The sequence below is a fragment of the Achromobacter sp. B7 genome, from assembly GCF_003600685.1.
In the GTDB taxonomy this organism is placed as follows: Bacteria; Pseudomonadota; Gammaproteobacteria; order Burkholderiales; family Burkholderiaceae_B; genus Achromobacter; species Achromobacter spanius_B.
Genome location: NZ_CP032084.1, coordinates 334529 through 358081, shown reverse-complemented (window position 1 = coordinate 358081; position 23553 = coordinate 334529). Strand labels below are relative to the sequence as shown.

Below are 23553 nucleotides of genomic sequence, written 5' to 3'. Positions count from 1 at the left end.
GGCGCGCTTCAAGGTTCCAAAAGAAAACCTCAAAGCGCGGGGCTGACCGCCCGTGCCGGATCGCCCGCTGCGGGGCGTGCGCCCCAACGCCGCATCAATTGGCCGATGCACCCGCGATCAGGCGGCGTTTGACCAAGGGCGCGCGTTCCACCAGATGCATCCCCGCGTTTCGCAGCCACACCAGCGGCGTCGCGCGCGAGGCGAACAGCTTGTGCAGGCCGTCGGTAGCCAGGCGCATCGCCAGCACCGGTTCGGCGCGGGCGCGCTGGTACCGATGCAGCACGCGGATGTCGCCCGCCGACCGGTAGGACTCGCGGCCAGCCACGGTGCGGGCCAGCGCCTCGACGTCGCCCAGGCCCAGGTTCAGGCCCTGGCCCGCCAGGGGATGCAGCCGGTGCGCGGCGTCGCCGGCCAGCGCGATGCCGGGCGCCACCATCTGCGCGCGTTCCAGCGTCAGCGGAAAGCCGTGCAATTTGCTGCGCACCTTCAAGCGGCCCAGCCGGCCCTCGGCGGCGTCGGCCAGCAAGGTCTCCAGCCGGGCAGTTTGCTGTTCGGCCGGCAAGGCCAGCAGCGCCTGCGCCGGTTCGCTGCGCATGGACCAGACCATCGACACTTGCGGACCGTCGGCGGTGTCGGGCAGCGGCAGCAGCGCCAGCACGCCGTCGTCGCGGAACCACTGGATGGCAGTGCCATGGTGGGCGTGTTCGGCATCCAGATGCACCACCAGGCCCGTGTCGTTGTAGGACACGGTGTCGTGCTTCAAGCCGGCCGCCGTGCGCAGCGGCGAGGCCGCGCCGTCGGCGCCCACGAACAATTCCGCCTGAATGCGCGCCCCGCTTTCGGTATCGACCGCGCCATCCTGATAGCCGGTGCAGCGGTCTTCCAGCCAGGGGATGCCGAACATCCGCACCGCCTGGATCAACACGCGCTCGATCTCGCCGGATTCGACGATCCAGGCCAGTTGCGGCAACGCCGCCTGCCAGGCGTTCAAGTTGACCTGCCCGTCGGCGTCGCCGTGGATTTCCATGGCTTGCACCGGCATCAGCCGGCCGGCGGGCATGGCGTCCCACACGCCCAGCTCGGCCAGGAAACGCTGGCTGGCGGGCGAAATGGCGTAGACGCGGGGGTGATAGTGGTTGGGATCGGCGGCGGGCACGGACGAACGCGGCGCCAGCACGGCAACGCGCTGGCCGCGCCGGGCCAGCGCCAGGGCGGTGGACAGGCCCACGATACCGGCCCCGCATACGACGATTTGATGGCTCATCTTGCCGAGGGCTCCCCAGCTTGCTTAGGCCACAGCACCCACATCTGGCCCCGTTGTTTCATGCGGCCCGCCTGCTGGCCGGCTTCTTCACCGTAACCCCAGTAGAAGTCGGCGCGCGCGGCGCCCCGGATGGCCGTGCCCGTGTCTTGCGCGAAAACCAGCCGTTGCAACGGGCGGTCGGAGGCCGGGAAGGTCGTGGCCAGGTACACCGGGGTGCCCAGCGGCACGAAGGTGGCGTCCACGGCGATGGATCGCTTGGGCGCCAGCGGGATGGCGTAGGCGCCCTTGGGCCCCTGTTCGGGGTCGATGACCGGCTCTTCGCGGAAGAACACCACCGCCGGATTCGCGTTCAGCATTTCAGGCACGCGCTTCGGATTGCGCTGTGCCCAGGCGCGGATGTTCTGCATGGACGCCTGATCGGCGCTGAGTTCGCCCCGGTCGATCAGCCAGCGGCCGATGGACACATAGGGCTGGCCGTTATGGTCGGCGTAGGCCACGCGGATGGTCTTGCCGGCGTCGGGACCGTCGGTCAGCTGGACGCGGCCCGAGCCCTGCACTTGCAGGAAGAAGTTATCCACCGGGTCATCCACCCAGACGACAACCGGCGGCTTGCGGCCCGAGGGGGATTCGATGGCGGCGCGGGTGTCGTAGGGCACCACGCGCTTGCCGTCCAGCTTGCCGCGCACGCGCTTGCCGGCCAGGTCCGGGTAGACCGAACCCAGGTCGATGGTGAGCAGGTCGGCCGGCACGGCGTACAGCGGCCATTGGTAGTTGCCGCCCTGGCGGCGCGATCCGCGCACCAGCGGCTCGTAGTAGCCGGTGACCGTGTTGGTGGCCGGCTTGCCGTCGGCGGCGTTCAGACGCCACGGCTGCAAATAGGTTTGCAGGAAGCGGCGCACGGCTTCGCCGTCGCCCGCCGCCGGCGCGCGGGCCGGGTCGATGGCGGCGGCGCAGACGGGCTGCCACGCACGCGGCGTGGCGCGCGCCGGGGCGGCCAGATTGCCGCTGGTCGGACGCATCAGCCCACGGCAATTGCGCAGGAACAGGGGCCAGAACTGGGTCAGGTCGTCGGCGGACCAGCCGGGCATTTCGGACCAGGTGCCGGCCTTGAACTTGCCGGCCAGCGCGCGCGGCGGGGTGTCGGGCAACGCCGACAGCGACGGCACCACCAGGGGGCCGTCAGCCGCCGGAGCACGCGAGCCGGGGATGGTGCTGGTTTCGCCGGGGCCGGAAGGAATTTCCGACGGCGTGGAGCATGCCGCCAGCAAGATCGGCAGCAGGGACAGGCTGAGAATGCGCTTCATGAGCTAGGAAAAAAACGAGCGACGGGCGGGGCCATTCAATGCAGGGTGCGCGGCATGGCCAGGACGAATTCGGAGATCGGCACTTCGAACGGGATGCCGTTCTCGCCAACGCAGTGATAGGTGCCGCGCATGGTGCCCACGGGGGTGGGCAGCGGACAGCCGCTGGTGTATTCGAAGGTTTCGCCGGGCGCCAGCAACGGTTGCTGGCCCACGATGCCCAGCCCGCGCACTTCCTGCACGCGCTGGTTGCCGTCGGTGATGACCCAATGGCGGCTGATCACCTGGGCGGGATGTTCGCCGGTGTTGGTGATGCGAACGGTATAGGCAAACACGAATTGCTGTTCGCCCGGATCGGACTGTTCAGGCACGAAGCGCGGAGAGACAGAGACGCTCAGGTCGTAAGGTTTCACAGTCCTTCCCTGTGTGGCTGGACGCGGGGGCCGGAGATCGGCGCCGGGCGTTCGGGAGACGTTTGGACAACGCAGAATTGGGAGCCGTGGAACCGGGCCTTTCCCGAACCCGCGCCTCAAACTGCAATAATGGCACATTATGCCCTCCCCGATCCCGAACATCATGTCTACCTCCACGGCCTCCACCCGCATCACCCCCAGTATCCTGTCGGCTGACTTCGCCCGCCTGGGCGAGGAAGTCCGCAACGTCGTCGCCGCCGGTGCCGACTGGATACACGTGGACGTGATGGACAACCACTATGTCCCCAACCTGACCATCGGCCCGATGGTGTGCGCCGCCATCCGGCCCCATGTGCAAGTGCCGATCGACGTGCATCTGATGGTCGAGCCGGTGGATGACCTGGTCCCGATGTTCGCCAAGGCAGGCGCCGACTACATCAGCTTTCACCCGGACGCCAGCCGCCACGTGGACCGCACGCTGTCGCTGATCCGCGAAAACGGCTGTAAGGCCGGGCTGGTATTCAACCCCGCCACGCCGCTGTCCTACCTGGACTACGTCATGGACAAGATTGACCTGATCCTGATCATGTCGGTGAACCCGGGCTTTGGCGGCCAGAGCTTCATTCCCGGCACGCTGGCAAAGTTGCGCGAAGCACGCGCCCGGATCGACGCCTGGACGCAGGCCGGCGGGCAGGAAATCGTGCTGCAGGTGGACGGCGGCGTCAAAATCGACAACATCGCCGAAATTCGCCGCGCGGGCGCCGACACCTTTGTGGCCGGCTCGGCCATTTTCGGCAAGCCCGACTACGCCGGCATCATCAAATCCATGCGCGAACAGATCGCCATCGGCGAAACCACCGCCGTCTAAGCCACCAGGAAACCTCGACATGACCGCTTTTCGCGCCGCGCTGCTGGACCTGGACGGCACCCTGCTGGACTCCATCCCCGACCTGGCGTTCGCCGCCAACGCCATGCGCGTCGACCTGGGCCTGACCGTGCTGCGTGAAGACGTGGTTGCCACGTTTGTCGGCAAGGGCGTGGACAACCTGGTCCGCCGCAGCCTGGCGGGCAGCCTGGACGCACCCGACCCGTCGGCCGAGGAATTCGCCCGCGCCCGCGACTCCTTCTACCGGCACTATCACCTGGTCAACGGCGAACGCGCCCAGGTCTACCCCGGCGTGATCGACGGCCTGAAGCACATGCGCGACCAGGGCCTGAAACTGGCTGTGGTCACCAACAAGCCCACCGAATTCACCCTGCCGCTATTGCAGCGCACGGGTTTGGCGGGCTTTTTCGACGCCGTGGTCTGCGGCGACACCTGCGTGCGCCGCAAGCCCGACCCCGACCAGGTGCTGCACGCCTGCGAACTGCTGGGCGTGGCGGTGACCGAGGCCGTCACCATCGGCGACTCGATCAACGATGCCCAGGCGGGCCGCACGGCCGGTACGCAAGTGCTGGTGGTGCCTTATGGCTACAACGAAGGCCGGGACGTGCGGGAGCTGGATGTCGATGGTATAGTGGACACGCTTGTCAACGCCGCTCAGTGGGTTGCGCTCTGGAACCAAAACCAGAACGCCGCAAAAATCGCTTCCTGAATCACTTTCTGAATCGCTTCCTGAATTGCGTCGGCAAACACCTGAACAACCGAACACTGCACCTCATCAAGACACACCCGGATCAATGAACGCTTACCCCCAGAACCAAATGCTCGGCGCCTCGTGGCGCTGGTGGCGTTTGTCTTCCGGGTGGCGATGATCCCTCCCGGCCCTGGACGCGTATGCCGCCTAGTGCCGTAGCTGTGTAAACACAGAGCCAAGCCCGGAACCAGACACCTGGACCGGGCTTTTTTGTTGTGCGCCCGGTCTGAAAGCAAACCAAAAATCGCTTACGAGACCCAGACATGACCGAAATCGAATTCAAGGCCCTCGCCGCTCAAGGCTACAACCGCATCCCGCTGGTGGCCGAGACCTACGCCGACCTGGACACCCCGTTGGGCATCTACCTGAAGCTGGCGCACGCAGGCCCCTTGGCCGGCCGCATGACCTGCCTGATGGAATCGGTGGTGGGCGGCGAGCGCTTCGGGCGCTATTCCTTCATCGGCCTGCCCGCCCGCACCGTGATCCGCGCCAGCGGCACGCTGACCGAAGTGCTGCACGACGGCAAGATCGTGGAAACGCACGAAGGCGATCCGCTTGCCTTCATCGAGCAATACCAAAGCCGTTTCAAGGTGGCGCTGCGCCCCGGCATGCCGCGCTTTTGCGGCGGCCTGGCTGGCTACTTCGGCTACGACACGGTGCGCCACATCGAGCCCTGCCTGGGCCCTGCCGTCAAGCCGTTCCCGGCCGGCATGGAGGGCGGTACGCCCGACCTGATGCTGATGCATGTGGACGAATTGGTCATCGTCGACAACCTGGCGGGCCGCATCTACCTGATGGTGTACGCCGACCCGAGCCAGCCCGAATCCTACAGCCGCGCCCAGCAGCGCCTGCACGATCTGCGCGCGCGCCTGCGACGCCCCGTGGAAATTCCGTACAGCCACGCCAGCATGCAGACCGAAGAGCGGCGCGATTTCAAGAAAGAAGACTATCTGGCCGCCGTACACCGCGCCAAGGAACACATCGCCGCCGGCGACCTGATGCAGGTGCAGATCGGCCAGGTCATCGCCAAGCCGTTCCGCGATTCGCCGCTGTCGCTGTACCGCGCGCTGCGCTCGCTGAACCCCTCACCCTATATGTACTTCTGGAACTTCGGTGACTTCCAGGTGGTGGGCGCCTCGCCCGAGATCCTGGTGCGCCAGGAGCGCGTGGTGGACAACGGCGTGCCCAAGTCGCAGATCACCATCCGCCCGCTGGCCGGCACCCGCAAGCGCGGCGCAACGCCCGAGGAAGACGCGGCACTGGCCGCCGAATTGAAGGCCGACCCCAAGGAAGTGGCCGAACACGTGATGCTGATCGACTTGGCGCGCAACGATGTGGGCCGCGTGGCCGAGGTGGGCTCGGTCAAGGTCAGCGACACCATGGTCATCGAACGCTATTCGCACGTGATGCACCTGGTGTCCAACGTGACGGGCAACCTGAACCCCGGCATGAGCAGCATGGACGTGCTGCGCGCGTCCTTTCCCGCCGGCACGCTGACGGGCGCGCCCAAGGTCGAGGCCATGAAGATCATCGACGAACTGGAACCCGTGCGCCGCGGCATCTACGGCGGGGCTGCCGGCTACCTGAGCTATGGCGGCGAAATGGACGTGGCCATCGCCATCCGCACCGGCGTCATCAAGGACGGCACGCTGTATGTGCAGGCCGCCGCCGGCATCGTGGCCGACTCGAACCCCGAGGCCGAATACGCCGAAACCGAAGCCAAGGCCCGCGCCGTACTGCGCGCCGCCGAACAGGTCCAGCACGGCCTGGACGAACCCATCTGATCCCGGCCCGGCCCCGCCGCACGCCCCCCGCCCGCACGGAGAAAAAAATGCTGTTGATGATTGATAACTACGATTCGTTTACCTACAACCTGGTGCAGTACTTTGGCGAACTGGGCGAAGACGTGCGCGTGGCGCGCAACGACCAGATCACTCTTGAAGAGATTGCCTCGCTGAACCCGGACCGCATCTGCGTGTCCCCCGGCCCGTGCTCGCCCGCGGAAGCCGGCATCTCGGTGGCCGCCATCCAGGCCTTTGCCGGCAAGAAGCCGATTCTGGGCGTGTGCCTGGGCCACCAGGCCATCGGCGCGGCCTACGGCGGCAACATCGTGCGCGCCCAGCAAATCATGCACGGCAAGACGGTGCAAATTTCGCACACCGGCACCGATATCTTCACCGACTTGCCCACGCCCTACACCGTGATCCGTTACAACTCACTGACCATCGACCCCGCCACCCTGCCCGACTGCCTGGCGGTCACCGCCACCGCGCCCGACGGCGACATCATGGGCGTGCGTCACAAGACCCTGCCGCTGTACGGAGTACAGTTTCATCCCGAGTCGGTGCTCAGCGAACATGGCCATGCCCTGCTGCGCAATTTTCTGAACCTCGCCTAAGACAAGAAGGACGCATCGTGACCATTTCCCCCACCGAAGCCCTGACGCGCTGCATCGAACACCGCGAAATTTTCCACGACGAAATGCTGCATCTGATGCGCATGCTGATGCGCGGCGAGATGTCGCCGCAGATCGCCAGCGCGCTCTTGATGGGCCTGCGCGTCAAGAAGGAAACCATCGGCGAAATCACCGCCGCCGCGCAGGTCATGCGTGAATTCGCCACGCCCGTGGTCACGCCCAATCCGCAAGACCTGCTGGATATGTGCGGCACGGGCGGGGACGGCAGCCACACGTTCAACATCTCGACCACCGCCATGTTCGTGGCGGCGGCGGCTGGCGTGCCGATCGCCAAGCACGGCAATCGCAGCGCGTCTTCGTCCAGCGGCAGCGCCGACGTGCTGGAAGCGCTGGGCGCCAACCTGGTCCTGTCGCCCGAGGAAGTGGCCGAATGCATCCAGGCCACCGGCATCGGCTTCATGTTCGCGCCCGCGCATCACGGCGCCATGAAGAACGTGGCCGCCGTGCGCAAGGAATTGGCCGTGCGCACCATCTTCAATATTCTGGGTCCCCTGACCAACCCGGCCGGCGCCGCCAACCAGTTGATGGGGGTGTTCCACCCGGACTTGGTGGGCATTCAGGTGCGCGTGCTGGAACGCCTGGGTTCGCGCCACGTGCTGGTGGTGCACGGCAAGGACGGGATGGACGAAGCGTCGTTGGGCGGGGCCACGCTGGTGGGCGAGCTGAAAGATGGTCAAATACGGGAATATGAAATCCATCCCGAAGACTACGGGCTATCCATGATGTCCAACCGGTCCATCAAGGTGTCCAATCGCGAGCAGTCACGCGAACTTGTCATCGAGGCGCTGGAAAATGTCGAGGGCACGGCCCGCGACATCGTCGCCCTGAACGCAGGACTTGCCATCTACGCCGGCAATAAAGCCGATTCCATTCCCGAAGCCTTAGCGCTAGCATTTGAAATGATCGCCACCGGCGCGGCGCGAGCCAAGCTGGAAGAATTCTGCGCATATACCCGGAAATTCCAGAAATGAACGATATTCTTGCGAAGATCCTCGCCGTCAAGGTCGAGGAAGTCGCCGCCGCCCGCCAGATGCGCAGCGAAGCCGAAGTCCTGCGCGAAGCGCAGGCGCGCCAGGACGTGCGCGGCTTTGCCCAAGCCATCGAAGACAAGATCTCGCAAGGCAAGGCCGGCGTCATCGCTGAAATCAAGAAAGCCTCGCCCTCCAAGGGCGTGCTGCGCGACACCTTCGCCCCCGCCGACATCGCCTCATCCTATGCGGTGCATGGCGCGGCCTGCCTGTCGGTGCTGACCGATGTGCAGTTCTTCCAGGGTTCGCACGACCACCTGCGCCAGGCGCGCGCGGCGTGCTCGCTGCCCGTGCTGCGCAAAGACTTCGTGATCGATTCCTACCAGATCATCGCCGCGCGCGCGATGGGCGCCGACTGCGTGCTGCTGATCGTGGCCGCGCTGACGCCGACGCAATTGCGCGACTACGAAACGCTGGCGATGGAACTGGGCATGGACGTGCTGGTGGAAGTGCACGATGCCCGCGAACTGGACGTGGCATTGACGATGAAGACGCCGCTTCTGGGCATCAACAACCGCAACCTGCGCACCTTCGAAACCAGCCTGAAGAACACGCTGGACCTGCTGCCCAACATTCCGGCGGGCAAGCGCGTCGTCACGGAAAGCGGCATTCTCAAGCCCGAAGACGTCAAGCTGATGCGCGACAACAAGGTCAATGCCTTTCTGGTGGGCGAGGCCTTCATGCGCGCCAAGGACCCCGGCGCGGAACTCGCGCGTCTGGTCGGCTAGGGCCGCTATCGCGGACGCGGCACAACCAGATTGCCCGCGCGCCGATACACGGTGCTGCGGTGCACACCCAACGCGCGCGCCGCTCGGCTGACGTTGCCGCCATGCGCGGCCAGCGTATCCCGAATGGCGGTATCGGTCATCGATTGCAGATCCGCCGCGCCGCTGTCCGTCGTCGGCGCGTCCTGCGTGGGGTCGGATGTGGCGGGTGACTGCAACAGCTCGGCGGGCAGCATGTCGACATCGACCACGCCCGACGGACCGGCCAACACATGCAAGGTGCGCAGCACCGCTACCAATTGCCGGTAATTGCCCGGCCACGAATACCCGGCCAGCCGGGCTTCGATTGACGGTGGCAGCACCGGCCCCGGGCCTTGCGCCGCCCACAACGCGCGCAGCAATTCCAGGCGGTCGGCGCGGGCGCGCAGTGGTTCCAGCGTGACCGTGTATTCGGCAATGCGGAAATACAGGTCCGGGCGCACCGGCGCATCGGACCCTTCGTGCGCCAGCGGGCGATGGGTGGCGCACACCAGCGCAAAGTCCACCGGCACCGGCCGCGCCGCCCCCAGCGGCGACACTTCGCGCGTTTGCAGCACCCGCAGCAAGCGTGATTGCAGCAGCAGCGGCATGTCGCCAATTTCATCCAGGAACAACACCCCACCATGCGCCTGGCGCAGCAAGCCCTTGCTGCCTTGCCGGCGCGCCCCGGTGAAGGCGCCGTCTTCGTAGCCGAACAGTTCGGATTCAATCAGGCTTTCGGGCAGCGCCGCGCAATTGACCGCCACGAAGGGGCCCGATGCGCGCTTGCCTCGCGCGTGTACTTCGCGGGCGAACACTTCCTTGCCGACGCCGGTTTCGCCTTGCAGCAATAGGGAAACGCCCGCGTCCGACAAATGCACCGCACGCGCCAGCGCACCCAGCGTGGCGGCATCGAAGCTGGGCGCCGCCGGCCGGACGGCGGCGGCGGGCAGAGCCCGCGCCGTGGGCTGCGGCGGCCGCGAACGCGGCTGACGCAAGCGCGCGTGGTAGCCGGCGCCCGATCGCGCCAGCACCCGGCCGGACGCGTCGGGGCAGCGTTCCAGTTCGCCGTCGAACACGTCGGCGTAGCGATACACGCCCAGTGCGGTGGGGGCCAGACCCAATGCCTGCAACGCACGGCGGTTCGCGCCGATCAGCAGGTCGCCCTGAAATGCCAGCAAGCCTTCGCCGGGCGCGCCCAGCCCGGTCGGGTCGTCGTGCAGACGCAGCACCGCGTAGTGTTCATAAGCCTGTTCAAACAGGCGGTGTTCGATGACGTCCACGGCCGCGCGCACCAGCGCCAGCACGTCGGGGCGGACATCGCGCGCCTGGCTGGACAAATCCAGCACGCCCAGCGTGCGCCCTTCGCTGTCGGTGATGGGCACCGCCGCGCAGGTCAGGATGCGATTGGGTTCGAAATAATGTTCCGCGCCATGCACGGCAATGGGTCGGCCTTCGACCAAAGCCGTTCCGATGGCGTTGGTGCCCGCCGCCGCTTCATCCCACGGCGCGCCCGGCATCAGCGCCACGCGCGATGCGCGGCTGGCAAAACCGCTATCGCCGTCGCTATCCAGCACCAGGCCCTGGGCGTCCGACAGAATCACAAGATTGCCGCTGCCGCCGGCCTGGCGGCGCAGGTAGGACATGGCGGGTTCAGACAAGCGGCGCAGCGCTTCGTTGCGCTGCTGGGCCTCGCGCAGTTCGCCTTGCGTCATGAGCTCGGCACGCCGCACGCCGCGCATGTCAAAGCCCAGGTCGGCGCATCGGCGCCAGGACCGCAGGATGGGCTCGGCAACGATGCCGCCGGGCACGGCGCCCTGCTGGTTGAACAGCAGGCGCGCTTGCGTCAGCGCGTGCTGACGAGATTGACTGGCCATGCTTGTCTCCTTGGACAGGCGCTTCTGCGACACCTGTTCCGCGACAACGTCGCAAATAACGACATCTCGAAGGGGCAAAACTGTTGCACGCCGGACAGGGCGCGTCGAAGTCAACTTTCGCACGCGAGGGCGCGCGCTGTCCAGCGGGGAAGCCCGCACGTTGGCATGTTCCTTGCTTGATACCAGGCAGGCAGCTCACTGCCGCTATCCCACAAAATCGGAGACAAGCATGGACATCGCGACCCGCATCACCCCGGACACGTATGGCACCCGTCTGGACCTGAAAACGCAGTACGACAACTTCATCGACGGCAAGTGGCAAAAGCCGGCGGATGGCGAGTACTTCGACAACGTCACGCCCGTCACCGGCCAGGTGCTGACGCGCAACGCGCGTTCGAAGGAGCGCGATGTGGACCTGGCGCTGGACGCCGCCCACCGCGCCGCGCCGAAATGGGGAGCGACCCCGGCCGCTGAACGTGCCCGCATGCTGATGCAGATCGCCGACGTGATGCAAGCCAACCTGGAACGCCTGGCCACCGCCGAAACCTGGGACAACGGCAAGCCCATCCGCGAAGCGCGCGCCGCCGACATCCCGCTGGCCATCGACCACTTCCGCTACTTCGCCTCGTGCATCCGCAGCCAGGAAGGCGGCCTGTCGGAAATCGATAGCGACACCGTGGCCTACCACTTCAACGAGCCGCTGGGCGTGGTCGGACAGATCATTCCGTGGAACTTTCCCATCCTGATGGCGGCGTGGAAGCTGGCGCCCGCGCTGGCCGCGGGCAATTGCGTGGTGCTCAAGCCCGCCGAGCAGACCCCGCTGGGCATCCTGCTGCTGATGGAACTGATTGGCGACATCCTGCCCCCGGGCGTGCTGAACGTGGTGACGGGCTTCGGTCTGGAAGCCGGCAAGCCGCTGGCCTCCAGCAAGCGCATCGCCAAGATCGCCTTCACCGGCGAGACCACCACCGGCCGGCTGATCATGCAGTACGCGTCGCAGAACATCATCCCCGTCACGCTGGAGCTGGGCGGCAAGTCGCCCAACATTTTCTTTGCCGATGTGGCGGCGCAAGATGACGACTTTCTGGACAAGGCGGTCGAGGGCTTCGTGATGTTTGCGCTGAACCAGGGCGAGGTGTGCACGTGCCCCAGCCGCGCGTTGATCCAGGAATCGCTGTACGACAAGTTCATGGAACGCGCGCTTAAGCGCGTGGCCGACATCAAGCAGGGCAACCCGCTTGACGGCGACACCATGCTGGGCGCGCAGGCGTCCACCGAGCAACTGGAAAAAATCCTGTCTTACCTGGATATCGGCAAGCAGGAAGGCGCCGACGTGCTGGCGGGCGGCTCGCGGGCGCAGATGCAAGGCGCGTTGGAAGGCGGCTACTACGTGCAGCCCACGGTGTTCAAGGGCCACAACAAGATGCGCGTGTTCCAGGAAGAAATCTTCGGGCCGGTCGTGGCGGTAACCACGTTCAAGGATGCCGACGACGCGCTGGCGCTGGCCAACGACACGCTGTACGGCCTGGGCGCGGGCGTGTGGTCACGCGATGCCAACACGTGCTACCGGATGGGGCGCGCGATCAAGGCGGGCCGCGTGTGGACGAACTGCTATCACGCCTATCCCGCGCATGCGGCGTTTGGCGGATACAAGCAGTCGGGCATCGGGCGTGAAAATCACAAGATGATGCTCAACCACTATCAGCAGACGAAGAACCTGCTGGTGAGCTATTCGCCCAAGAAGCTGGGTTTCTTCTGACGCGAAAAGCGTGAGCAACGCGCGCCGGGCCTTCGGGCCTGGCGCGCGGGAACTTCGGAGCGCAAGATCGCCGGGCCGCCGGGCCGCCGGACCACGGCCCCTACACAGGACACCGAAATGGAAGCACCCACCCCGCGCGTCGTCGCCACCGACCAAGCGCGCCAACTGATCGACACCTTGCGCGCCAAGCACGGCCCGCTGATGTTCCACCAATCGGGCGGCTGCTGCGATGGCAGCTCACCCATGTGCTATGCCCAGGGCGAATTCATGGTCGGGGGCTCGGACGTGCTGCTGGGCCAGCTGGAAGGCTGCCCGTTCTACATGGGCGAGGACCAGTTTGCGTACTGGGAGCACACCCAGCTCATCATCGACGCGGTGCCCGGGCGCGGCGGGGCATTCTCGCTGGATAGCGCGGAAGGCAAGCGCTTCCTGCTGCGATCGCGCCTGTACTCGGACGAGGAATGGGCGCGCGTGGCGCCCGTTACGAAGGGCTGACGGAATTGTCCTGGTCACCCAAGGCAACGTCGCCGGCGCCTACCCGATCGCGCGCCCATTGCAGCGCGTCTTCCAGGCGATCATTGCCCCAGAACATTTCGCTGCCCGCAAAAAACGTGGGCGCGCCGAACAGGCCCAGGTCCCGCGCGCGGTCCACCTGACGGCGCAGCGCTTCCTTGGCGGCTTCGGACTTGCCGCGCGCGATCAGCGCATCGGCGTCCAGCCCCAGGTCTTGCAGCAGGCCATGCACCACGTCTTCGGACTGGATGTCCAGGTCGTCCTGGAAATTCGCGCGAAATACCGCCACGCAGAAATCGCGGCACCACGGTTCATCCTGGCCCAGCAGGGCGATGCGCGCCGGCAGCACGCTCATGCGCGGGAACAGTCGCGGGCGGTTGTAGGTAATGCCGTATTTGTCGGCCAGGCGGGCAATGTCCCGCATCATGTAGGCGCCCTTGCCCGGGAACAGGCGAAACGGAGAATCGTTCCAGCCCTGGGCCTGGAAAATCGGCCCCAGCAAAAAGGGGCGCAAGTCCACCACCACGCCCGCGCTTTCCGCTAGCGCCTGCACGCGCAAGATGGCCAGATAGCTGTAAGGGCTGGCGAAATCGAACCACATCTGCATGCGGGGCGAGTCGGGCAAAGACGCGTTCATCAGGCAACTCCGGCAGGGCTGGGCTGCGACCAAGGCCCGGCTGGCGCTTGTCGCAGGCTTCTATTGAACGCTGCGGGCGTACTATTGCTCAAGCAACATTTCCGCCCGATACGCATGAGTTTCACGAATGTCATATCCGCTGGCAAAACTCCCACCGCTTGATCTGGTACGGGGCTTCGTCGCTGTGGGCCGCCGCATGAGCATCACCCTTGCCGCGCAGGATCTGCATGTGACGCAGTCCGCCGTCAGCCGCCAGATCCGCGCCCTGGAAGCGCATTTGGGCGTACCGCTGTTGGTGCGCGGCTTTCGCAGCGTGTCGTTTACCTCTGAAGGCGCGCAGCTATTTCGCATGGCCGACGTGTGGCTGAGCCAGTTGGGCGACCTGACCGAACAGCTGCGCGCGCCCGAGCGCCGCACACCGGTCACCGTGACCACGACCATCGGCGTGGCTTCCCTGTGGTTGCTTCCGCGCCTGGGCGCCTTCCAGGCGGCGCACCCGCATATCGACGTGCGCGTGGCTGCGGACAACCGCCTGATCGATATCGACCGCGAAAGCGTCGACATCGCCATCCGCTACAGCCTGCGCGACAGCGTCCCGGATACCGCTGCCTGGATGTTCGGAGAGTCGGTGGTGCCCGTGGCGCACCCGTCGCTGAATGCCCGCGAGCTGGATGCGCGCGAGCTGCAACGCCATGTGCTGCTTGAATTCGACGACCCGACCCGGCCCTGGCTGCAATGGTCGGAATGGCTGAATGCGCGCGGCCTGAACCGGGCGCGCGCCAAGGGCATGCTGCGCTTTAACCAATACGACCAGATCGTGCTGGCGGCGCTGGCCGGCCATGGCATCGCGCTGGGCCGGCTGGCGCTGATTGCGCCGATGCTGGCCGACGGGCGCTTGCAACCGGTGGGCGGGCAGGCCGCCCTGGCCACCGAGCACGCTTATTGGCTGGTCCGCAACGCGCGGCGCAGCACCGCCGACGCCGATGTGGTCGCCGCGTGGCTGATGCAACAGGCGGCGACCACGGCCCGCGACCTGTCCGGCGAATCCGCCCCCGGCTCTGCCCGCTGACCAGCGGCCATCCGACCCCGCCACGGTTCGTACACGCCACTCACAAAGCTATACAAACCTTTGTACATTTCGGGTCCCGCTCGAGTACAGTTCGCGCTGCATGGCGAACAGCGGCCATAACCCGAACCACGAAAGCCGCCTGTTCGATCCCAGCCACTCCGGCGCGCCTTGTAGGATTCCCGCGATCCCCCGCAACCCGGAAATCGGGGCCGGAGTTCCATCATGCATTCATCCCCTGATGGCCCATCAAGCCCGGGCCAGGGGCGCTTTGTTGCCGCAACCCCCGTTTTTCGCCTGGCCCCCCCACTGATGCAGATAAAGCGTTTACGCCTGACCGACACCGACACCTGGCAAGACTGGTTTCACAACGTGCAGCGCGCATTCCTCGTGATCCTGGCGCCCTGGCTGGTCAGCGTCCTGGCGCAGTTCATCGGACGCAGCTATCTACTGGTGAAGTACGCGCCGTCGGCCACCTATTCCGCGCTGCCACAAGACGTGGGCCGCACGCTGGGGATCGGCCTGCTGTTCGACATCAAGGTCACCAGCATCGCCTTTTCGGCGTTGCTGTTGATGGCGATGCTGATGGCCGGCAGCCGCCCCCTGTATGCCCGCTGGCTGCGCCTGACGCCGGGCGTCGGGGCGGCCATGGCCGCGTTGATTGCCGGTTCCACCGTGGTCAGCGTCTGTTACTTCGCCACGTTTTCGCGATCGATCGATATCTTCGTGTTCGGCATGATCGACGACGATACCCGCGCCATCCTGATGACGCTGTGGCACGGATACCCGGTGGTGCAAGCAGGCGTGCTGCTGTCGGCGGTGCTGGTCTGCACGTGGTGGCTGGGGACACGCTGGCGCCGCCGCGTGCTCAGCCTGCCGTTGCGGCGGCGGGCGCTGCTTCCCACCGCGCTGCAATTGTTGTTCATCGTTGCCGTTACCGTGTTGGCCTGCCGGGGGTCGCTGGGCCGGTTTCCGCTGAACAAGGACGACACCAGTATCTCGACCATGCGCTTGTTGAACGCCATTGCGCCCAACGGCATCTCTGCTTTCTCGTGGGCGCTGCGCGAGCATGGCAACGACAAGCGTTTCCTGCCCGCCACCGCCGCCGAAGGCGAAGCGCTGTACGCACGGTTTCTCGGGCACCCGGTAAAACCCGACCTGACGCCCTTCAACGCGGTGACCGGCGCCAACCCGGCAGCGCTAGCGCGGCCGCCGCATGTTGTGCTGCAAGTCATGGAAAGCATGGGTCACCACCTTAATGCCTATGACCAACCGGGCCGCGATCTGCTCGGTGCGCTGCGCCCGCATTGGGAACAGGACTGGCGCTTTGACCGCTTCCTGTCGGAAGGCAACGGCACGATCGATTCCCTGGCGCGCCTGCTGGTACGCAGCCCGGTGCCGGCCATCGGCCAATCGTCGGCCGCCGACGACACCTTCGCCAGCAATGCCTTCGCACCGTATCTGGCACGCGGCTACCGTGTGTTGTTCGTGACGTCCGGCGCGGCCACCTGGCGCAACCTGGGCACCTTCGCCACGCACCTGGGCGCCCACGAATTCATCGACCAGCAGACCTTGCGCGCCAAGTATCCCGAAGCCCAGGCAGGCACGTGGGGCGTACCGGACGAATACATGTTCCGCTACATCGAAAGCCGCCTGGCCGATGCCGATCGGGATGGCCAGCCGCTGTTCATCGTTGCGTTGTCCACCACGCACCATCCCCCGTTCATCGCGCCCGACGGCGCGCAGCGCAGCGGCCTGGACTTGGCCGATGTGACGCGCCAGCCGTACTTCAAAAGCTGGAGCTCGGTGCAAGACGCGTTCTACACGCTGCGCTACGCCAACGATCAGCTGGGCCAGTTCCTGACGCGCGTGAAGGCCTCGGCCAGCGGCGCCCGCACCATCATCGCGGTCACGGGTGACCACAATATGCAGGGCCTGAATTACCAGGACGCGCGCGAAGCCGCGCTGGCCCGCGCCGTGCCCTTCTACCTGTACGTGCCGCAAGCGTACCGGGGCCAATCGGTGTTCGACCCGGCCCGCGTGGGCGGCCACAAAGACATATTGCCCACGCTGTATCAGCTGAGTCTGCCCGCCACGCCTTACTACCGCACGGGCTGCGATCTGCTGGCGGCGCAGCCGGACCCGGTCTGGTGCTTCGGTATCAACGACCCGCATCTGACGATCACGCAAGACGGTGCGTACCGGCGCGACCGCCCAGGCAAGATCCTGCCCTGGGCCAACGCGCAGGGCCTGGCGCTAGGCGCCGAACAAGCGACCACGCCGACGCAGCGCGCCCAGCAAGAGCGGTTGGCCGCCTATCCCAAGCTGATGCTCTGGCAGATCAATTACCAGGTGCAATCGCAAGCCCGGCCATAAGGTTGCACTGCCGCGCCCGAATGCGGGGCGGCGCGGCATGCCGCAGCGCGAGGCTGCCACGGTCAGCCCAGCGGCGGCTCGGAACCGCCCCTGACCGATGCACGGTCAGCCAACCTGCACTTGCCCGTCACCCGCGATCATCTCGCCCACGACGGTTGCGTGGTCAAAGCCCTGCTCACGGAATAGCGCCAGCACCGCGTCGGCCACTTCCGGCGCGCAGGACACCAGCAGGCCGCCCGAGGTTTGCGGATCGGTCAGCAAGGCGCGCTGCGCGTCGGTGACGCCCGCGGACAGCTGCACGGCGTTGCCGTATGACGCCCAATTGCGGCCCGATGCGCCCGTGATGACGCCCTGGGAAGCAAACGCTTCCACGCCGGGCAGCCAGGGCAACGCATCCAGGTCAAGGCGCGCGGTCAGTTTTGCGCCGCGCGCCATTTCCAGCGCGTGGCCCAGCAAGCCAAAGCCCGTGACGTCGGTCACCGCGTGCACGCCGTCCAGCGCGGCCAACGCGGCGCCGGGCCGGTTCAAGCGGGTTGTCGTGTCGATCATGACGCGGTAGCCGGCTTCGTCCAGCTGGTTCTTTTTCAGCGCGGCCGACAAGATGCCCACGCCCAACGCCTTGCCCAGGATCAGCACGTCGCCCGCACGCGCATCGGCGTTGCGCTTGACGCGGCTGGGATGCACCAGGCCCATCACCGCCAGGCCATAGATGGGTTCGACCGAATCAATGCTGTGGCCGCCCGCCACCGGAATGCCCGCTTCGGCGCAGACCGATTCGCCCCCGCGCAGAATGTCCGCGATGACGCTGTGCGGCAGCACATTGATCGGCATGCCCACGATGGCCAGCGCCATGATCGGCGTGCCGCCCATCGCATAGACGTCCGACAGCGCGTTGGTCGCGGCGATGCGGCCGAAGTCGTGCGGGTCGTCAACGATGGGCATGAAGAAATCGGTCGTGGCGATGAGCGCCTGCTCGTCATTAAGCCGGTACACCGCCGCGTCATCGGCGGTCTCGGTGCCCACCATCAGGTTGGGGTAGCTGGCGGCGGGGCCGAAACGCTTGAGCAGTTCGGACAGAACGCCCGGCGCGATCTTGCAGCCGCAGCCGCCTCCGTGCGAAAGCGAAGTCAAACGCGGCACTGCCGCGGACGCTACATCGTGGGTCATTTCAGTCTCCGGGTCTCAATCGAAAAAGGATAGCATCGCGCCCGCCCTTCGCCCTATGATGTTTCGGCGACGCGCGCGGTGGCGGTATGCCGGGCAGGACCCGCGCGACGCCCGCCATCCAAGCCCGTTTCCCTTTGACCTTTGCGAAGGACGCCGTCTTGATCAGCCGCCGCCGCCTGCTTCAAACCGGCCTGTCCCTGGCCGCCCTGCCGTATCTGCCCAAGCTGGCGCGCGCCGCCGATGACGCCGCGCTCAAGGCCGCCACCGGCCCCGATTGGGCGCCATGGACCTTGCCCACCCCCGCCCTGGTACTGCCCGACCTTTCCGGGCGCGAGCAAAAGCTGTCGGCCTGGCGCGGCAACGTGGTCATCGTCAGCTTCTGGGCCACCTGGTGCGAGCCGTGCCGCGACGCCATCCCGTTGATGTCCACCATGGCCAAGCGGCATCGTGAAGAAGGCCTGCGGCTGGTGGCCGTCAATGTGGGCGAAGCGCTGGGCAAGGTTTCGACCTTTCTGGCCAAGTCGCCGGTGGCCGGCACGGTAATGCACGACCGCAACAGCGCGGCGTCAAAGAAATGGGATGCCATCGCCTTGCCGGCCAATTACCTGGTGGACCGAGGCGGGTCGATCCGATATTGGCATCTGGGCGAGCTGGACTGGAAGTCGGAACAGGTGACGGCCGTGGTGACGCGCATGTTGCGGCGGTAGGCTCGCAGGGGCGTGCGTGGATGAAGCCGTGGCGGGGGGTGTGGCGGGAGGTGTGGCGGAAGGCAGCAGGAGTCGAACCTACCTGGGAACGTCTGACGCCCCCAACTGGGTTTGAAGCCCAGCCGTGCCGCCGGGCACGGATGCCTTCCGCAGCGAAGGTGCCTATGATACCGGCTGCGGCGCGTCTTGCGTCGAGGCAAAAGCGCTGTCGCCGCGCAGCACATGGGTGTCTCGCACACGCCGCGTGTAGCCCACGCGATCAAAGAATTCCAGGATCTGGATGGCGCGCTTGCGTCCCAGGCCCGTGGCGTCGCGGAACACCGCCGCGTTCAGGCCGCGCGCCTGGCTTGCCAGGTCCGCCGCCATGCTGGCCAGCACACGCACCTGATCGCGGTGATAGAACAAGTCCTTGACCACTTGCGCGACTTCGCCGCGACGCAGCAGCTTGCGCAGCAGCAGCCGCACGCGCTCTTCGGGTTCGGCCAGCGCGCGCGCCACGTCGCGCACCCATGGCGGGTCGAACGCGCCGGCATTCAATAGCGGCAGCACACGCGCCGCCAGCGCGTTTTCGTCGTCGGCCAGCGTGGACGTGTGCGACGGCAGGTGCAGCCAAGGGCCGTTGCGCGAAAGGCGCCCATCGCGTTGCAGCGCGTCGAGTACGGCGGTCCACAACGCATCGGGGCCCACCGGCATCGCCATGCGACGCAGGCGTGCACTGTCCGGGCCGGGCTCGTCCGGCGCGCCGTGGTGAAAGGATGCCAGCGCCTGTTCGACGCGGGCAAGCAGCGCCTGCCAGTGCGCGGCCAGGATCAACGTGCGGGGCGCCTGCGCGTTGCGCGTTTCGACCCACAGCGCGCCATGAGGGGCGGCGATGTCGCGCACCGGCATGCCCGTCAGGCGTTGCAACGCGGCTTCGTCCAGGCCCAGCGGCGCGTGCGCCAGCACCGGTGGCAAACCGCCGCCATCCAGCATGTCGGACAGGGCCTGCAACGCTTGCATGCGAGCGGCGGCGCGGCGCTTGCGGTCGGGTGCGTTGGGGTCCAGCACGCGTCCGCCACCGACCGTGCGCGTGGCCTGCGCGTTGCGCACGATGTAGCGGTCGCCCGGCATGGCGCACACGGGCTCATCGAACACCAGTTGCACCCAGCCGGACTGCCCGGGCGCCAAGGTCTCGGCGCTGATCGGCACCACGTGCGCCACGTGCCGCGCCGCGCCGATGTGCACGTGCAACGGCGCCCATGCACGCAAGGGCGCGTCGGCGGACGGCAACAAGGTCAGGGCCACATCCAGATGGCGCGACGGCAAAAAACAGCGGGCGTCCGCGATCCAGTCGCCGCGCGCGATGGCATGCTTGTCGATGCCCGCCAGATTCAGCGCGCAACGCTGGCCCGCCGCGCCGGTTTCACTGGGCCGGTTCTGCGCATGAATGCCGCGCACCCGCACGCGCGTGCCGGCGGGCATCAGGCGCAGGTCGGCCGCCTCGTCGCCAGCGCGCGCCACGCCCGAATGCGCCGTGCCGGTGACCACGGTGCCGTGGCCGGCCAACGTAAACACGCGGTCCACGGCCAGCCGGAACAAGCCGGCCGCGTCGCGCCGTTGCAGGTCTTGCGCCTGACGGTGCAGATAGTCTTTCAGCTGTGCCGTGCCAACGTCGTCGGTCTGCGTGGCGCTTACGGCATGGACCGGGGCGCCGTCCAGAAACGTGCCCGCTGCCAGCGCGGCGATATCGGCGCGCACGGCGGCCAGGCGTTGGGCGTCGGCGCGGTCGGCCTTGGTCAGTGCCACCGCGCCGCGCGCGACGCCCAGCAGCGTCAGGATGGCCAGGTGCTCGCGGGTCTGGGGCATGACGCCGTCGTCGGCGGCCACCACCAACAGGCCGAAGTCGATGCCGCTGGCGCCGGCGGCCATGGTGTGCACCAGCTTTTCGTGACCAGGCACGTCGATGAAACCCAGCACGTCGCCGTTGTCCAGCGGCGTGTAGGCGTAGCCCAATTCAATGGAAATGCCGCGCGCCTTTTCTTCCTTGAGCCGGTCGGTATCTACGCCCGTCAGCGCGCGCACCAACGTGGTCTTGCCATGGTCGATGTGTCCGGCGGTGCCGATGATCATGCCAGCGGCTCCGCCAGTTGCGCGGTGAAGGCGGCTTCGTCACCGGCTTCAAGGCAGCGCAGGTCCAGCCACAGCGCGTCGTCGGCAATACGGCCGATGACGGGCGTGGGCAGGCCGCGCAGCCGGGTTTCCAGCTTGTCCAGATGGCGGCCGGGGCGCCCGCTGCCGTTGTAGCGCAGCGCAAGGCCGAAGCTGGGCAACTGGTCCACCGGCAACGCGCCGCTGCCGATCTGGCTGAACATGGGAACGGCCTGCACGGCGTAGTTCGCACCGACCGCATGCGCCAAAACGCCGCGCAGCCGGTCGGCCAGCGGCTGGATATCGCGTTGCGGCCGGGTCAACAGGCGTAGCGTGGTGAGCCGCTGCGCCAGGAATTCGGGCGCGCGATACAGGTGCAGCACGGGTTCCAACGCCGCCAGCGTCAGCTTGCCGACGCGTAGCGCGCGCTTGAGCGGATTTTTCTTGATCTTGCGGATCAGGTCGGCGCGGCCGACCAGCAGGCCGGCTTGCGGGCCGCCCAGCAGCTTGTCGCCGCTGAAGGTGACCAGGTCGGCGCCAGCCGCGATGGTGTCGCGCACCGTGTCTTCGCGCGGCAGGCCGAACTGCGTCAGGTCCACCAGCGTGCCGCTGCCCAGGTCTACCGTGGCCGGCAAGCCCTTGGCATGCGCCAGCGCCGCCACCTCGGCCACGCCGACGCTCTTGGTGAAGCCGGTGACCGCGTAATTGCTGCAATGCACCTTCATCAGCATCGCGGTGCGCGGCCCGATGGCGCCGTCGTAGTCGGCGGCATGCGTGCGGTTGGTGGTACCCACTTCAACGAGCTTGGCGCCGGCGCGTTTCATGATGTCGGGGATGCGGAACGCGCCGCCGATTTCAACCAGTTCACCACGCGACACCACGACCTCGCGCCGGTCCGCCAGGGCGTTCAGCATGAGCAGCACGGCGGCGGCGTTGTTGTTGACGACGGTGGCGGCTTCGGCGCCCGTCAGTTCGCACAGCAGGTCGTCGATGAGATCGTCGCGATCCCCGCGGCCACCGGTATCCAGATCGAATTCCAGATTGGCCGGCGTGGTCAGCGCGCGCAGCACCGAGGCCACCGCTTCGTCGGGCAGCAGCGCCCGGCCCAGGTTGGTGTGCAGCACGGTGCCGGTCAGGTTATAGACCGCGCGCAGGCGGGGTTGCGCGGCCTTGTCCAGCGAAGCCGTCACGCGGGAGGCCACCGTGCTGGCATTCAGTTCGCGCTGCATCAAGCCGCCGGCCAGCGCGCGTTGACGCAGCGTGTCCAGGTGGCGCCGCAATGCCGCCACGACCTGCGTGCGCCCGTGCGTGTCCAGCGCGGTGCGCATCGCGTCCGCGTTCAACAGGCGGTCCAGCGGGGGGATGTCGGACGCAGCAGCGGCAGTGTCGGCGGCGGCGGTTTCAGCAGCGACAGTCCCGACGCCGGCAGCCCCAGCGGCGGCGGTTTCAGCAGCGGCAGTCTCAGCGGCGACGGCGCTGTCTTCTGACGGAAGCTCGGCCATGCGGCTAGTCCTCGTTGCCATGCCACAGCAGCGGGTTGCCGCTGGCGCGCGAATAACCTGCCTCGCCCACCAGCACGTCCAGCATCAGGCTGGCCAGGTCATCGGCTACGGGTTCCACGTGCAGGTCCTTGTCCTGGTAGAAGATCTTGCGATAGGTGTGGCAGTGGTCGCAGGTTTCGGCCTTGATGGCGGGTGCGCGGCCGTCGATGGCCTGGTACGCCACCGATTCGACGTCTTCGCAATGCGTGCACTTGACGCGCACCATGTGCCATTGCGTGGCGCACAGGCTGCAACACAAGTAGCGGTAGCCTTCGAACTGGCCGCCCACGCGCACTACGCTGGCCACCGGCAAGCTGGCGCAAACGGGGCACACGCCGAACGGGCTGACCACGGGCAATTGCTTGGCGTCGAAGCGGCTGGCCAGATCGGTCCAATAGACTTGCAAGGCTGCCATGACGAAGGGCGCGGCCGCGCCGTCCACGCCCTGGTCCTGTTCGGCCAACACGGCTTCGGCCAGGTCTTCGAGGGATTCGGGGTCTTGGTCGATTGCGCGGCGCAACGCAGTACAGACTTCGACGGCTTCGGCAGGCACCCCCGCGGTACGCGATACGTCATCGACCAGGCGCGCCAGGATGCCGCGCCACATCGGGTCGCGCGGCCAGCCCACCGCCTGTAGCGGCGGCATGCCATGCGCCTGCGCCAGCGACAGCCGGTCTTCGGATACGCCGGGCGCGGCGCAGTCCTGCAGGGCGCGATGCTGGGCGTCGACCAGATGCGCCATCAGCAGCAGGTAATCGGCCACCGGGCTATCCGACGCCAGTTGCCGCAGGCGCGCCGCGCGCGTTGAAAAAATCGAGCCGCGTTCAGGCAAGCTGACGCGGGGGATGACATTGTGGTCTAGCGCTTCGATTTCACCGCGCGGAAGAATTCGCTGCAATTGCGTCTCCAAAAAAACAAACA

General features: G+C 66.9%; 20 protein-coding genes and 1 tRNA gene. 11 read left to right on the top strand and 10 right to left on the bottom strand.

Translation table 11 applies throughout. The annotated features are described in order from the left end of the window. Window positions 1–94: 94 nt before the first annotated feature. Genes DVB37_RS01660 through apaG form a run of 3 tightly spaced genes read right to left on the bottom strand, consistent with a single transcriptional unit; the run spans window position 95 to window position 2978 of the window. Window positions 95–1264 carry a UbiH/UbiF family hydroxylase gene (locus tag DVB37_RS01660; protein ID WP_046805618.1) on the bottom strand — a complete coding sequence of 390 codons (1170 nt, stop codon included), beginning with the start codon at window positions 1262–1264 and terminating at the stop codon, window positions 95–97. Beyond that, window positions 1261–2568, bottom strand: coding sequence for a murein transglycosylase A (locus tag DVB37_RS01655; protein WP_046805617.1), 1308 nt, complete (start codon window positions 2566–2568; stop codon window positions 1261–1263). Before DVB37_RS01655 ends, DVB37_RS01660 begins: the two co-directional genes overlap by 4 nt. Before the next feature lie 35 nt (window positions 2569–2603). Beyond that, complete coding sequence (apaG, locus tag DVB37_RS01650; RefSeq protein ID WP_046805616.1) at window positions 2604–2978, bottom strand: Co2+/Mg2+ efflux protein ApaG; 375 nt, start codon at window positions 2976–2978, stop codon at window positions 2604–2606. Window positions 2979–3117: 139 nt separating this feature from the next. On the opposite strand from apaG, the gene rpe reads away from it, so the two are divergent. From rpe to trpC, 6 genes are all read left to right on the top strand, one after another. After that, entirely contained in the window at window positions 3118–3846 is a 729-nt protein-coding gene (gene rpe / locus DVB37_RS01645) for a ribulose-phosphate 3-epimerase (protein WP_046805615.1), read from the top strand. 19 nt (window positions 3847–3865) lie between these two features. After that, a complete protein-coding gene (locus tag DVB37_RS01640) occupies window positions 3866–4573 on the top strand; it encodes a phosphoglycolate phosphatase (RefSeq protein ID WP_046805614.1) in 708 nt (235 codons plus the stop codon). 305 nt (window positions 4574–4878) lie between these two features. Beyond that, window positions 4879–6399, top strand: a complete 1521-nt coding sequence (trpE, locus tag DVB37_RS01635) for an anthranilate synthase component I (protein WP_046805613.1) — start codon at window positions 4879–4881, stop codon at window positions 6397–6399. Between the two features lie 47 nt (window positions 6400–6446). Beyond that, complete coding sequence (locus tag DVB37_RS01630) at window positions 6447–7013, top strand: aminodeoxychorismate/anthranilate synthase component II (protein ID WP_046805612.1); 567 nt, start codon at window positions 6447–6449, stop codon at window positions 7011–7013. Between the two features lie 17 nt (window positions 7014–7030). Beyond that, the gene (gene trpD / locus DVB37_RS01625) at window positions 7031–8062 is read left to right on the top strand and encodes an anthranilate phosphoribosyltransferase (RefSeq protein WP_046805611.1); all 1032 of its coding nucleotides are present in this window, start codon (window positions 7031–7033) and stop codon (window positions 8060–8062) included. Further along, a complete protein-coding gene (gene trpC / locus DVB37_RS01620; protein ID WP_046805610.1) occupies window positions 8059–8847 on the top strand; it encodes an indole-3-glycerol phosphate synthase TrpC in 789 nt (262 codons plus the stop codon). The genes trpD and trpC overlap by 4 nt, the downstream gene beginning before the upstream one ends. A gap of 5 nt (window positions 8848–8852) precedes the next feature. Here the strand turns inward: trpC and DVB37_RS01615 are convergent, their stop codons facing one another. Further along, window positions 8853–10739: a sigma-54-dependent Fis family transcriptional regulator gene (locus tag DVB37_RS01615; RefSeq protein WP_120153569.1), complete on the bottom strand. Its 1887-nt coding sequence runs from the start codon at window positions 10737–10739 to the stop codon at window positions 8853–8855. A 229-nt stretch (window positions 10740–10968) separates the two neighbouring features. Here DVB37_RS01615 and adh point away from each other — a divergent pair, with 229 nt between their 5' ends. Together adh and DVB37_RS01605 are read left to right on the top strand one after the other, a co-directional pair. After that, the gene (adh, locus tag DVB37_RS01610) at window positions 10969–12498 is read left to right on the top strand and encodes an aldehyde dehydrogenase (protein WP_120153567.1); all 1530 of its coding nucleotides are present in this window, start codon (window positions 10969–10971) and stop codon (window positions 12496–12498) included. Window positions 12499–12615: 117 nt separating this feature from the next. Then, entirely contained in the window at window positions 12616–12993 is a 378-nt protein-coding gene (locus tag DVB37_RS01605) for a DUF779 domain-containing protein (RefSeq protein ID WP_046805607.1), read from the top strand. Here the strand turns inward: DVB37_RS01605 and DVB37_RS01600 are convergent. Next, window positions 12980–13648 carry a 2-hydroxychromene-2-carboxylate isomerase gene (locus tag DVB37_RS01600; protein ID WP_046805606.1) on the bottom strand — a complete coding sequence of 223 codons (669 nt, stop codon included), beginning with the start codon at window positions 13646–13648 and terminating at the stop codon, window positions 12980–12982. The two genes, DVB37_RS01605 and DVB37_RS01600, sit on opposite strands and share 14 nt — an antisense overlap. 127 nt (window positions 13649–13775) lie before the next feature. On the opposite strand from DVB37_RS01600, the gene DVB37_RS01595 reads away from it, so the two are divergent. Further along, window positions 13776–14717 carry a LysR substrate-binding domain-containing protein gene (locus DVB37_RS01595; protein WP_104144833.1) on the top strand — a complete coding sequence of 314 codons (942 nt, stop codon included), beginning with the start codon at window positions 13776–13778 and terminating at the stop codon, window positions 14715–14717. 222 nt (window positions 14718–14939) lie between these two features. Then, window positions 14940–17090 carry an LTA synthase family protein gene (locus DVB37_RS01590; protein WP_240434024.1) on the top strand — a complete coding sequence of 717 codons (2151 nt, stop codon included), beginning with the start codon at window positions 14940–14942 and terminating at the stop codon, window positions 17088–17090. Window positions 17091–17195: 105 nt separating this feature from the next. On the opposite strand, the gene selD is transcribed toward DVB37_RS01590, so the two are convergent. Then, window positions 17196–18257: a selenide, water dikinase SelD gene (gene selD / locus DVB37_RS01585; RefSeq protein ID WP_120153562.1), complete on the bottom strand. Its 1062-nt coding sequence runs from the start codon at window positions 18255–18257 to the stop codon at window positions 17196–17198. 158 nt (window positions 18258–18415) lie between these two features. On the opposite strand from selD, the gene DVB37_RS01580 reads away from it, so the two are divergent. Then, complete coding sequence (locus DVB37_RS01580; protein ID WP_104144879.1) at window positions 18416–18964, top strand: TlpA disulfide reductase family protein; 549 nt, start codon at window positions 18416–18418, stop codon at window positions 18962–18964. Between the two features lie 53 nt (window positions 18965–19017). Here the strand turns inward: DVB37_RS01580 and DVB37_RS01575 are convergent. The 4 genes from DVB37_RS01575 to fdhE form a co-directional block, all read right to left on the bottom strand. Further along, window positions 19018–19113: transfer RNA gene (locus tag DVB37_RS01575), tRNA-Sec, on the bottom strand. Window positions 19114–19126: 13 nt separating this feature from the next. Further along, window positions 19127–21073: a selenocysteine-specific translation elongation factor gene (gene selB, locus DVB37_RS01570; RefSeq protein ID WP_120153560.1), complete on the bottom strand. Its 1947-nt coding sequence runs from the start codon at window positions 21071–21073 to the stop codon at window positions 19127–19129. Continuing rightward, entirely contained in the window at window positions 21070–22419 is a 1350-nt protein-coding gene (gene selA / locus DVB37_RS01565) for an L-seryl-tRNA(Sec) selenium transferase (RefSeq protein WP_240434121.1), read from the bottom strand. The genes selB and selA overlap by 4 nt, the downstream gene beginning before the upstream one ends. A 178-nt stretch (window positions 22420–22597) precedes the next feature. After that, window positions 22598–23530 (bottom strand): formate dehydrogenase accessory protein FdhE, encoded by a 933-nt coding sequence (fdhE, locus tag DVB37_RS01560; protein ID WP_104144836.1) that lies wholly within the window; start codon window positions 23528–23530, stop codon window positions 22598–22600. Between the last annotated feature and the right edge of the window lie 23 nt (window positions 23531–23553).